The organism is Actinoallomurus purpureus, assembly GCF_024055795.1.
GTDB lineage: Bacteria > Actinomycetota > Actinomycetes > Streptosporangiales > Streptosporangiaceae > Actinoallomurus > Actinoallomurus purpureus.
Genome location: NZ_JAMXMY010000005.1, coordinates 344,955 through 357,340, shown reverse-complemented (window position 1 = coordinate 357,340; position 12,386 = coordinate 344,955). Strand labels below are relative to the sequence as shown.

General features: G+C 70.6%; 6 protein-coding genes. 1 reads left to right on the top strand and 5 read right to left on the bottom strand.

Translation table 11 applies throughout. From position 1 onward, the window contains the following. Nucleotides 1-389: 389 nt before the first annotated feature. A complete protein-coding gene (locus NE236_RS13105) occupies nt 390-1,721 on the bottom strand; it encodes an alpha/beta hydrolase family protein (RefSeq protein ID WP_252842189.1) in 1,332 nt (443 codons plus the stop codon). Nucleotides 1,722-2,011: 290 nt separating this feature from the next. Between NE236_RS13105 and NE236_RS13100 the strand changes: the two genes are divergently transcribed. Then, a complete protein-coding gene (locus tag NE236_RS13100; protein WP_252842188.1) occupies nt 2,012-2,911 on the top strand; it encodes a LysR family transcriptional regulator in 900 nt (299 codons plus the stop codon). A 113-nt stretch (nt 2,912-3,024) separates the two neighbouring features. Here NE236_RS13100 and NE236_RS13095 read toward each other — a convergent pair whose 3' ends face one another. The 4 genes from NE236_RS13095 to NE236_RS13080 all read right to left on the bottom strand — a co-directional run bounded on the left by NE236_RS13095 (nt 3,025) and on the right by NE236_RS13080 (nt 12,301). Continuing rightward, a complete protein-coding gene (locus tag NE236_RS13095; RefSeq protein ID WP_252842187.1) occupies nt 3,025-3,777 on the bottom strand; it encodes an SDR family NAD(P)-dependent oxidoreductase in 753 nt (250 codons plus the stop codon). Between the two features lie 1,058 nt (nt 3,778-4,835). Beyond that, nucleotides 4,836-6,299: a glutamate synthase subunit beta gene (locus tag NE236_RS13090; RefSeq protein ID WP_252842186.1), complete on the bottom strand. Its 1,464-nt coding sequence runs from the start codon at nt 6,297-6,299 to the stop codon at nt 4,836-4,838. Between the two features lie 10 nt (nt 6,300-6,309). Then, nucleotides 6,310-10,881, bottom strand: coding sequence for a glutamate synthase large subunit (gene gltB, locus NE236_RS13085; RefSeq protein ID WP_252842185.1), 4,572 nt, complete (start codon nt 10,879-10,881; stop codon nt 6,310-6,312). 331 nt (nt 10,882-11,212) lie between these two features. Continuing rightward, the gene (locus NE236_RS13080) at nt 11,213-12,301 is read right to left on the bottom strand and encodes a hypothetical protein (RefSeq protein WP_252842184.1); all 1,089 of its coding nucleotides are present in this window, start codon (nt 12,299-12,301) and stop codon (nt 11,213-11,215) included. Between the last annotated feature and the right edge of the window lie 85 nt (nt 12,302-12,386).

The window sequence follows — 12,386 nt, the reverse complement described above, 5'->3', positions numbered from 1 at the left end:
GGCCGGGACGGTGGGGTGGCCGTCAGCCCCTTGTCGGCGATGGCCGGGGGTGTGTGCATAGTGCTCGGCAAAGGTGATCGTCGACGACGAAATGCCCCATAACGTCCCCACGAGGAGGCGCCTTCACCGAGCTTCCCGTACGGCTTGGCCTCGCACCACAGTGCCAGGACCGGCATTGCGTGCCTACTGGGCCGTGACCTGCTCGCCCAGGTCCACGCCCACGCGGCCGGGGCCCGGCCGTCTCCCGGGCCTCGCTCCAAGCCGACCTTGCCGGCCGCCGACGCCCGCAACGCTCGCCTCGCCGCGCAGGTTCGCCAACTGGAGGAGGGGCAGTGCGGCCACCCGGGCGGTAGCCCGCCGAAGTGGCCGCACGTTCCAAGCGGTTGGTGTCAGTGGACGATTCGCTCCACGATCCAGTCGACCAGTGGCTTGGTCACCTGACTGTGCATGGTGTTCTCGCTGTCGCACTTGAACTCGTCGAGCGCGCTTTTCTCACCGTCCGCCTCGACATTCTCGTACGGGTCGACGTCCCACTTGGCCGGGTCGTAATCCAGCGCGACCGCGCTTACGGAGGGGACGAAGCAGCTGAACTTGTACCTCTCCGGGATGTCGGTCCCGAGTTCCTTAGCGATCTCGCCGAAGGAGTCGAGGGTGCCGCCGGGCGTGCCGTCGAGGCCGGGGACGTACGAGGTGAAGCCCCGTCGCACCTGGCCGACGGCCCGCATCTCACCGATCGGCTTGCGCTCGCCGCCGTCGGGCTGGAAGTTCGCCTGGGCGTAGACGACCAGCGGTACCTGGTACTTGAACACCTCCGCGCCGGGCGGCAGGTCGCGGCCGGTGCCGTTGCCGGTGCCGTTGGCCACGCCCAGCTTGCGGGGTCGCTTCGGGAACTGGCCGAGCTCGCGCAGTTCACTCAGGAACTGCGTGCGCAGTTCGCTGGAGGTGGCGACGGGGCCTTCGTACTTCGCGTCCGGGATCCATGCGTACAGCAGTTGCTGCGCGGCGGGGCTCCTGATCAGCTCGGCCTTCTTGACCTTGCCGGGCTCGGTCGGCAGCGACTCGAAGAAGTAGGCCATCTGCTGGAGGACCAGCGGGATCCAGGCGCCTTTGTGCGGGGTGTCATAGGAAAGGTAGATCTCGGTCTGGTGGTCCTGGTTCTGCTTTTCCATCTCGGCGAGGGCGTAGCGGGTGATCATGCCGCCCATGCTGACCCCGCCGACGATCAGCTGCGCGTCGCCGCGTCGCCGCTGGATGGCCTCGTTGATGGCGCTGATCACCACGCCGGCGTTGGCCTGGATGTAGGTGTGCCGCTGCTCGAAGCCCACCAGGATGACGTCGATGCCCGCAGCGAGCAGACGGTCGAGGAAGCCGACCTCGCTGCCCGGGTAGGGCGCGTTGAAGTGGGCGAACAGCCCCGGCAGGTCACTAGGACCGTAGTTGAAGCCGTCCGCGAAGATGAACGGACGCTCCAGCTCGTCGTGGCCGTCGGCGAGATAGACCGCGGCCTCGCCGACGGCCACCTCCCGCCGGTACGGTCGGGCGGACCGCAGCGGCCAGGTGTGCTCCGGCTGCCGGTCGCCGGCGCGCGCCACGCCCGTCGGGATGCCGAACCACGGCCCCGCCGGCAGATTGTTGGCGAACTCCGCCGCCTTCTCGGCCGAGGACTTCTCCTCGGCCTGATTCCACGTCAGCTCGACGTCGATCCTGGCTTCCTGTGCCATGAGGACTGTTACCGCCTCTGCGTAGGTGTTGTTTACGGGGCCGTCATAGCGCACCGCGATCACATGCGAACGGACTGGCCCTGCACGGGAGTTGTCATAGCTCCCCGCAGATGATGAGGTCCGCTTCCCATCCCTCGCGGTGATCGACTGCAACATTGCCATCACTCAGTGTGTCCGTAAGTTCACACGACGAAACGGGAACGTCTCACTAGTTCAGAGAAGGCATGTAGGGCAATAGGGCTGGGCAGCGGAGTGTGACACCGGTCGGACGGGCGTGATGGCATGGGGTCATGGAGTTGCGGGAGCTGCGGGCGTTCGTAGCGGTGGTGGAGGAGGGCGGGCTGTCCGCGGCGGCGCGGCGGCTGCACGTGAGCCAGCCGGCGCTGTCCCAGACGGTCAGCGGGCTCGAGCGGCAGCTCGGTGTGAAGCTCCTGGTGCGCAGCAGCACCGGCGTGCGCGCCACCGAGGCGGGTACGGCCCTCCTCGAGGAGGCCCGCGCGGTCTTGGCGCGGCACGACCAGGCGCTACGGGCGATGGGCCGGTACACCGGCCCCGGTGGCGGAGCCCTGCGGATCGGGATCCCGCTGGAACTGCCCTCCGGACTGCTCGACCCGGCGTTGGCGGAGCTGGCCGCGGCTCATCCGGACACCCGGGTGCAGGCCCGTCACCTGTCCACAGCGGAGCAACTGGCCGCTCTGCAAGCCGGTGAGCTCGACGTCGGGTTCTTGCGGGAGCGGCCGTCGGGGCCGGAGTTCGACGCGCTGCTCCTCGTACGAGAACGGCTCGGCGTGCTGCTGGCGGCCAGGCAGGCCGCCGAACTCGTCGGCCCCGACGGCATCGCGCTCGACGCGCTCGCCGGCCTGCCGTGGGTCGGGTTCCCGCGCTCCGCCAGCCCCACCTGGTACGACGAACTGACCGCGATCCTGCGCGGCCATGGCCTCGGCCTCGGTCCCGAGGCCCCGGAGGGGCAGAAACTGATCGCCGACGTGAAGCTGGCCGCCGTCGGCGCCGGGCGCGCCTTCGCCCTGGCCCCGCCCGGCTGGCAGCAGCCGTTGCCTGACCACGTGACGTGGTCACCACTGGTCGGCCATCCGCTCGTGCGGCGCACCTGGGCGGTGTGGCCGGCCGATTCGAGACGGCGCGACCTCGGCCGGTTCGTCGCCGCACTCGACCGGTCGGCCAACCGCTGAGCGGGAGGCGGCCGGGCGTTCAGGCGGCCATTCGGTGTCCCGCCGAGCGCCCTCGTTCCGATCCTGCGGCCGAGAGCGGTCGGCGGACAGCCGCCCGGCGGGGTCTGGGCAGGTCAGACGGCCGTACGGCCGCCGTCCACGGGCAGCACCGCGCCCTGGACGAAACTCGCCGCGTCACTCACCAGGTAGGCGATCGCCTCGGCGATCTCCTCCGGTGCGGCCGGGCGGCCGATCGGGGCCTGCGCGGCGAGGGCGTCGAGGGCGTCGCCCATGCCGACGGTGCTCTCGGTACGGGTAGGGCCGGGTTCCACCGCGTTGACCCGCACCCCGCGTGGGCCGAACTCGGCGGCCCACGCCTTGGTGAGCAGGTTCAGCGCCGCCTTGCTCGACCCGTACAGCGCCATACCCGCGACGCCGTACTCGGCGACCATGGTGCTGACATTCACGATCACCCCCTGACCGCGCTCGGCCATCGCCGGGGCGAGGGCCGCCACCAGGTGGAACGGGGCCTTCACGTTCAGGTCGTAGACGGCGTCCACATCGCTCTGCGGCGTCTGCTGCGTCGGGCCGAACGGGTACACGCCCGCGTTGTTGACCAGGATGTCCACCCGGCCGCCACCCAGGTCGACGGCCTCCCTCGCCAGTTGCCGCACCGACTCCGCGTCGCGCAGATCGGCGGCGGCGAAGTCGGCCCTGCCGCCCCGGTCGCGGATGGCGGCGACCACGGTCTCGCCACGGGCCTGGTCCCGGCCCGCGACCAGCACGTGCGCGCCTCGCTCGGCGAGCAGCGCCGCGGTGGCGGCGCCGATGCCGCTGGTCGCTCCGGTCACCAGGGCTACGCGTCCGGCCAGATCAAGAGAATTCATGAGGTCGTCCTTCGCATCGGAATGAGGCTGCAACGGGAGTGCGGCAGTGCCGCGTCCGTTGTGCCGTCACCTCGTTCGTGAGCTGACATGCGTCGAAAGCGCCTGGCCCGGCTGTGGATTCCGTCTTCGTCATAGCCGACTCCAAGGGCCGCTATAAGTTCAGCGCGTCCTGTGCGGCTGAGGCCCTCGCGGCGCGCGCCGCGCCGCCAAGGTGCCGGGCAAAAGGCGCGCGTGCGGCCAAAGTCCGCGCTTATGACCGCTCTTTGTGAGGCGGATGGCCGGGATTTGATGGCCGGCGTATGCCGCACGGTTACATGACCCGGAAGGGCGCCACTGCGCTTCCGGTTCGTGCGGACGTCGGGACTCCCCCGGCCGTCTCGTACCGGGCAGTTCATACCCGGGAAGCCGCACCGGGAACGCAGACAAGGAGTCCGCCATGCCACAGCTGCCGCAGATTCAGCCCACCGAGACATCGACGCATGGCCTCGACGCCGCGGACCCTGGTCTGCGCCGGCCGCAGCCGGTGCCTATGCTCGCTCTCCGTACGGCTGTGCTCAGGCGGGCGGTGGGCGGGATGGGCGACGGGCAGGGAGCAGCGTCAGCCGCTTGTCGACGGCGGGCGGGGGTGCATAAGGCTCGGCAAAGGTGGCCGTCCACGACGCAATGCCCCAAACGTCCTCACGAGGAGGCGCCTTCACCGAGCTTCCCGTACGACTTGGCCTCGCACCACGACGCTGGGACCGGCATTGCGGACGCCGTCGGCGCTCCCCACGGCAGCGGCCACAACTGCCCACACGCACTCGTCGCCTATGCGCCGATCCGCCCGCTATCGTCCGCGCCGACAGCCGCCTGAGGCCATAGTCGCCTGGGCACCAGACGCCGGTCGCCGGCCGAAGCCAGGGTCCGCACGCACACAAACTCGCCCTTGGAGGCGCGTTCTCGCAGGAAAGCGAAGATCGCGGAGCCACTTTGTGTGCGAACGGGCTCCGCGTCGGCGCGCCACGGTCGAGGTAGCGCTGTGGGGCGCGTCCCGGTCGGGACACGCCCCACGGGACGACTCAGACCAGCGGGCGGGCGGTGGGCGGGATGGCGACGGGCAGGGCGGAGTGGCCCGTCAGCCACTTGTCGACCGCCGCTGCCGCCGAGCGGCCCTCGGCGATCGCCCACACGATGAGCGACTGGCCGCGGCCCATGTCGCCGGCGACGAACACGCCGTCCACCGAGGTGGTGTACGAGGCGTCGCGGGCGACGTTGCCGCGCTGGTCCAGTTCGACGCCGAGCTGCTCCAGCAGGCCGGCGCGCTCGGGCCCGACGAAGCCCATGGCCAGGGTGACGAGCTGGGCCGGGATCTCCCGCTCGGTGCCCGCGATCGACTCGAAGCCGGTCTCCGGGCCTCGTACGTCGACGACGCGCAGCGCCGTGACCCGGCCGTTCTCGTCGCCGACGAACTCCAGCGTGTTGACCGCGTACGCGCGCTCGCCGCCGAGGTCGTACAGCTCCTCGTGGGCCGACTCCATCTTGAACAGCATCGGGTAGGTCGGCCACGGCTGGCCGCCGGGCCGGTTCTCCGGCGGGCGCGGCATGATCTCCAGCTGGGTGATCGACAGCGCGCCCTGGCGTACGGCGGTGCCGATGCAGTCCGCGCCGGTGTCGCCGCCGCCGATGACGACGACGTGCTTGCCCTCGGCGGAGATCGGCGACTCGGCGATGTCGCCCTCCTGCACCTTGTTGGCCGGCGGGAGGTACTCCATCGCCTGGTGGATCCCGTCGAGTTCGCGGCCGGGCACCTTCAGGTCGCGCCAGGCGGTGGCGCCGCCGGCGAGGACGACGGCGTCGTACGAGGCGCGCAGTTCGTCGGCGGTGATGTCGACGCCGATGTTCACCGAGGTGCGGAACTCGGTGCCCTCGGCGCTCATCTGGGCGAGGCGGCGGTCGACGTGCTTCTTCTCCATCTTGAACTCGGGGATGCCGTAGCGCAGCAGCCCGCCGGGCCGGTCGGCCCTCTCGTAGACCACGACGTCGTGGCCGGCGCGGGTGAGCTGCTGGGCGGCGGCCAGGCCGGCGGGGCCGGAGCCGATCACCGCGACCTTCTTGCCGGTCCTGACGGCCGGCGGCTGCGGGGTCACCCAGCCCTCGGCGAACGCCCGGTCGATGATCTCTACTTCGACCCGCTTGATCGCCACCGGGTCGGAGTTGATGCCCAGGACGCAGGCGGACTCGCACGGCGCCGGGCACAGCCGGCCGGTGAACTCCGGGAAGTTGTTGGTGGCGTGCAGCCGCTCGATCGCGTCCCGCCACTCGTCGCGGTGGACGAGGTCGTTCCACTCGGGGATGAGGTTCCCGAGCGGGCAGCCGTTGTGGCAGAACGGGATCCCGCAGTCCATGCAGCGGGACGCCTGCTTCTCCAGCGAGCCCTTCGGGAAGTGCTCGTACACCTCGCGCCAGTCGCGGATCCGAACGTCGACGGGGCGACGGTTCGGGAGCTCCCGCGGATGGGTCATGAACCCCTTCGGGTCAGCCATGTCTCCCCCTTCACCCGTGGTCGGCGGCCATGACGGCCTGGTCGGCGTCGCGTCCCTCGGCCTCAGCGGCGGCGCGGGCGGTCAGGACTCTCTTGTAGTCGCGCGGCATGACCTTGACGAAGCGGCCGACCGCGGTGTCCCAGTCGGCGAGCAGGGCGGCGGCCACCGTCGATCCGGTCTCGGTGTGGTGACGTTCGACGATGTCCCGCAGGTTGGCGCGGTCGTCGTCGCCGAGCGGGTCGAGGTCGACCATCTCGGTGTTGAGGCGTTCGTGCCGCAGGTCCAGGACGTAGGCGACGCCGCCGGACATGCCGGCCGCGAAGTTGCGGCCGGTGGGGCCGAGGATGACCGCCCGGCCGCCGGTCATGTACTCGCAGCCGTGGTCGCCGACGCCCTCGACGACGGCGGTGGCGCCGGAGTTGCGGACGCAGAACCGCTCCCCGACGACGCCGCGGACGAACGCCTCGCCGGACGTCGCGCCGTACAGCATGACGTTGCCGGCGACGATCTGTTCCTCGGCCCGGAACGGCGCGTCGGCGGGCGGGCGTACGGTCATGCGCCCGCCGGACAGGCCCTTGCCGACGTAGTCGTTGGCGTCGCCGATGAGCCGGAGGGTGATCCCGCGCGGCATGAACGCGCCGAACGAGTTACCGGCCGACCCGGTGAAGGTGACGTCGATCGTGTTGTCGGGCAGGCCCTCGCCGCCCCACTTCTTGGTCACCTCGTGGCCGAGCATGGTGCCGACGGTGCGGTTGACGTTGCGGATCGGCATCTCGAGGGTCACCGGGTCGCCGTAGGCGATGGCGCCTTCGGCGAGCTGGATCAGGGTGTTGTCGAGCGCCTTCTCCAGGCCGTGGTCCTGGCCGGTGACGCGGCGCAGCGCCGCGCCGTCCGGCAGGTCGGGCCGGTGCAGGATCGACGAGAGGTCGAGCCCGGCGGCCTTCCAGTGACCGACGGCCTCGGCGGTGTCGATCAGGCCGACCTGTCCGATGGCCTCCTCGATGGACCGGAAGCCGAGCGCGGCGAGATACTCGCGGACCTCCGCGGCGATGAACTCGAAGAAGTTCACGACGAACTCCGGCTTGCCGCTGAACTTCTTGCGCAGCTCCGGGTTCTGGGTGGCGACGCCGACCGGGCAGGTGTCAAGGTGGCAGACGCGCATCATCACGCAGCCGGAGACGACGAGCGGCGCGGTGGCGAAGCCGTACTCCTCGGCACCGAGCAGCGCGGCGATGACCACGTCGCGGCCGGTCTTCATCTGCCCGTCGGTCTGCACGACGATGCGGTCGCGCAGGCCGTTGAGCAGCAGCGTCTGCTGGGTCTCGGCCAGGCCGAGCTCCCAGGGCGCGCCGGCGTGCTTGATCGAGGTGAGCGGCGAGGCGCCGGTACCGCCGTCGTGCCCGGAGATCAGGACGACGTCGGCGTGCGCCTTGGACACCCCGGCGGCCACGGTGCCGACCCCGACCTCGGCGACGAGCTTGACGTGCACGCGCGCCGCCGGGTTGGCGTTCTTCAGGTCGTGGATGAGCTGGGCGAGGTCCTCGATCGAGTAGATGTCGTGGTGCGGCGGCGGGGAGATCAGGCCGACGCCGGGCGTGGAGTGCCGGGTCTTGGCGATCCACGGGTACACCTTGTGGCCGGGCAGCTGCCCGCCCTCACCCGGCTTGGCGCCCTGCGCCATCTTGATCTGCAGGTCGTCGGCGTTGGTGAGGTACTCCGAGGTCACGCCGAACCGGCCGGAGGCCACCTGCTTGATCGCCGAGCGGCGCAGGTCGCCGTTGGCGTCGGGCGTGAACCGCTCGGGGTCCTCGCCGCCCTCACCGGTGTTGGACTTGCCGCCGAGGCGGTTCATCGCGATCGCGAGGGTCTCGTGGGCCTCGGCGGAGATCGAGCCGTACGACATGGCGCCGGTGGAGAACCGCTTGACGATCTCCGAGGCGGGCTCGACCTCCTCGATGGGCACCGGCGGGCGTACGCCCTCGCGCAGCTTGAACAGGCCGCGCAGGGTCATCAGCCGCGCCGCCTGCTCGTCGACGAGCCGCGTGTACTCCTTGAAGATCTCGTACCGGCGGGTGCGGGTGGCGTGCTGCAGCTTGAAGACCGTCTCGGGGTTGAACAGGTGCGGCTCGCCCTCGCGCCGCCACTGGTACTCCCCGCCGACCTCGAGGGTGCGGTGCGCCAGCTCGTTGCCGCCGGGCGGGAACGCCCGGTGGTGACGCTGCGCGACCTCCTCGGCGAGCACGTCGAAGCCGATGCCGCCGAGGCGGGAGGTCGTGCCGGTGAAGCACTCGGCGATGACCTCCTTGCCGAGCCCGACCGCCTCGAAGATCTGCGCGCCGGTGTAGGAGGCGACCGTGGACACGCCCATCTTGGACATGACCTTGAGGACGCCCTTGCTGTACGCCTTGACCAGGTTGCGGACGGCCTTGGTCTCGTCGATGGCCAGGACGCGGGTGGCGACCAGGTCCTCGACGGTCTCGATGGCGAGGTACGGGTTGACGGCCGAGGCGCCGTACCCGATGAGCAGCGCCATGTGGTGGCACTCGCGGGCGTCGGCCGTCTCGACGACCAGCCCGACCCGCGTGCGGCTCTTCTCCCGGATCAGGTGGTGGTGGACGGCGCCGGTGAACAGCAGCGACGGGATCGGCGCCTTGTCGGCGGTGGCACCGCGGTCGGACAGGACGAGGAGGCGGGCGCCGTCGCCGATCGCCGCCGAGACCTCGGCGCAGATCTCCTCCAGGCGGTGCCGGAGCGCCTCTCCCCCGCCGGTCACGTCGTACAGACCGGAGACGACGTACGGCTGGAAGTCGGGCCGGTCGCCGTCGTCGTTGATGTGGATGATCTTGGCGAGTTCCTCGTTGTCGAGGATCGGCGTGGGCAGCACGAGCCGGCGGCAGGAGTCCGGGCCGGGCTCCAGGAGGTTGCCCTCCGGGCCGAGCGTGGACTGCAGGCTGGTGACCAGCTCCTCGCGGATGGCGTCCAGCGGCGGGTTGGTGACCTGCGCGAACAGCTGCTTGAAGTAGTCGAACAGCTGTCGCGGGCGGTCCGACAGCGCGGCCAGCGGCGTGTCGGTGCCCATGGACCCGATCGGCTCGGCGCCGTTATTCGCCATCGGCGCCAGGATGAGCTTGAGTTCCTCGTTGGTGTAGCCGAAGACCTGCTGCCGCTTGACCAGCGTCTCGTGGGAGGGCAGGTCGCCCTCGTGCAGCTCGTCCACGACGCGCAGCTCGCGCTCGGGCAGCTCCCCGAAGCGCACGAGGCCGTCGCGTAGCCACTCGGCGTACGGGTGCTCGCGGGCGAGCTCGGCCTTGATCTCGTCGTCCTCGACGATCCGGCCCTGTGCGGTGTCGACCAGGAAGATCTTGCCGGGCTGCAGGCGGCCCTTGCGGATCACCTTCGACGGCTCGATGTCGAGCACGCCGGCCTCGCTGGCCAGCACGACGAAGCCGTCGTCGGTGACCCAGAAGCGGCCCGGGCGCAGGCCGTTGCGGTCCAGGACCGCGCCGACGACGGTGCCGTCGGTGAAGGTGACGCTGGCGGGGCCGTCCCAGGCCTCCATCAGCGTGGAATGGAACTCGTAGAAGGCCCGCCGCTCCGGGTCCATCTCGGTGTGGTTCTCCCACGCCTCGGGGATCATCATGAGCACCGAGTGGGGCAGCGACCGGCCGCCGAGGTGGAGCAGTTCCAGGCACTCGTCGAAGGAGGCCGTGTCGCTGGCCTCGATGTCGATCACCGGGAAGATCCGGGACAGGTCGCCCGGCAGCACGTCGGACTTGAGCAGCGCCTCGCGGGTCCGCATCCAGTTCCGGTTGCCCTTGACCGTGTTGATCTCGCCGTTGTGCGCGATGAAGCGGTACGGGTGGGCCAGCTCCCACGCCGGGAACGTGTTGGTGGAGAACCGCGAGTGGACCAGCGCGATGCCGCTGGTGTAGCGCCGGTCGGACAGGTCCGGGAAGAACGGCTCCAGCTGCGGGGTGGTCAGCATCCCCTTGTAGACGATCGTGCGGCTGGACAGGCTCGGGAAGTAGACCCTGGTGTCCTGCTCCATGCGCTCGCGGGCGCAGAACACGATGCGGTCCAGCTCCAGCTCCCGTGCGCCGCTGCGGGCGCTCAGGAACAGCTGGGCGAAGTGCGGCATGACCGCGCGCGCCGTCGGCCCGGAGAAGTTCGCGTCGTGGGGAAGCTCACGCCAGCCGAGGACGGTGAGCCCCTCCTCGTCCGCGATCCGCTCGATCACGGCGACGCTCTCGGCCCGCTCCGCCTCGCCGGTGGGCAGGAACGCGATGCCCGCGGCGTAGGCGCCGGCCTCGGGCAGCGCGAACCCGGTGACCTCCCGGAAGAGGGCGTCGGGCAGCTGGGTGAGGATTCCGGCGCCGTCGCCGTCGTCGGGCTCGGCGCCCTTGGCGCCGCGGTGATCCAGGTTGCGTAGGACGGTCAGGGCCTTCACGACGATGTCGTGGCTCTTGCGGCCGTTCAGGTCGGCGACCATGCCGACGCCGCAGGCGTCATGCTCACCCGCGGGGTCGTACAGACCTTGACGCGCTGGGCGTCCCCGGCCCGGAATCATGGCAGCAGGCACCATCAGCCCTCCCGTCGTCTCGTTCCGCTCCTCATCAGTGCAGTCTGGGACGACGTTGGCCCACTGCGGTGACTAGAGATTACAACACTGTCTGATTCATCCCCGACGCGGCGTGATCGCGAAACTTGGTGAATCTTCCGCGTCTTGTAGGAAACAGGCGTTTCGCCTTATTGTTCCGGCAAAGTGGCATGTTCTAACGCGGTGAAGCCGGCGGAGGAGACCCCCGCCGGCAGGACCCGCCGTCACCCGAAGTTCCGCCGATGTTCCCGGTCGGCTCCGGCCGACCGGGCGACCGGGCGACGGTCGAGGCCGGTCCGGACCGGCGCTGTCGCGGTCAGTTCCTGCTGAACAGGAACGTCTTGCCCGCACGCTCCACGAGTGAGCCCGGAGCGATCGTTCCGGAGCTGCTCTCGCTGCCGTTCGCGCTGCCCGCCCAGCCGATCACGACGTAGTGACCGTACGCTCCACCGGACGCGCCGGTGCTCCCCTTGCCGAAGCGGTCCACCGGCGAGGGGCCCGACACGGGCAGGAAGAAGCCCTTGTTGCCCGCCTCCGGGTCCATGTCCTGGATCAGGGTGTTGGCGGCGTTGACGTCCCGCAGGTTGAAGATCACCAGCTGGCCGATCCAGCGCTGGTCAGACGAGACGTACGCGGCGCGGATCGCCTGTGTGCAGCCGTAACTCTGCAGCGCCGTCTTCAGCCCCGAGCCCCACACCGTGCTCGCGCAGTCGGTGTCCAGCCGGCCGTTGCCCTGCAGCTGCATCGTGATGTGGTCGGTGTTGTTGGTCTGCGCCTTGGCCTCGGCGCCGCCGAAGACCTCCTCCAGACTCATCGGCCGGGAGTCCTGCGACGCGGTGTTCAGGTTGTTCCACAGCGACCAGGACTTGGTGGCGTCGTAGTAACCCGGCTTGTACTGACCGCTCGCCGAGCCCGGCTGTCCGGCTCCCGTCTGCCCCGCTCCCGGCGTCCCGACCGCCGCCGGCGTGGCGCCGCTCGTCTTGTCGCCGCTCCCGCCGCGCGAGGCGGCGTAGTACGCGCCGCCGAGCACGCCGCCGACCACGACGACCGCCGTGGCGATCGCCGCGAAGACCACGGCGCCGTTGCCCTTCTTCGGGGGCGGGCCCATCGGCAGCGGGCCCATGGGCGGTTGACCCATCGGGCCCATCGGAGGTGGCGGCATCATCTGCGGCGGGCCCATCGGCACACCGCCCGCCATCGTCTCCTGGTGCTGCCAGCCGGGACCGGACGGGCCGTATCCCCCCGGTGGGGGCGCCGCGCCCCACCCGCCGGGCTGACCTCCAGGGGGCTGCTCGCCGGGACCGGACGGGCCGTATCCGCCCGGTGGGGGCGCCGCGCCCCACCCGCCGGGCTGACCTCCAGGGGGCTGCTCGCCGGGACCGGTGGGCGGGTACGGGTAACTCATAGTGCGCTCTCCTCTGACGACCTCGCCTCTTGGATGCGAGAAGCCTAGGGTGTGGTTCCCACCCGTTCGGCCGGATTCTGACACG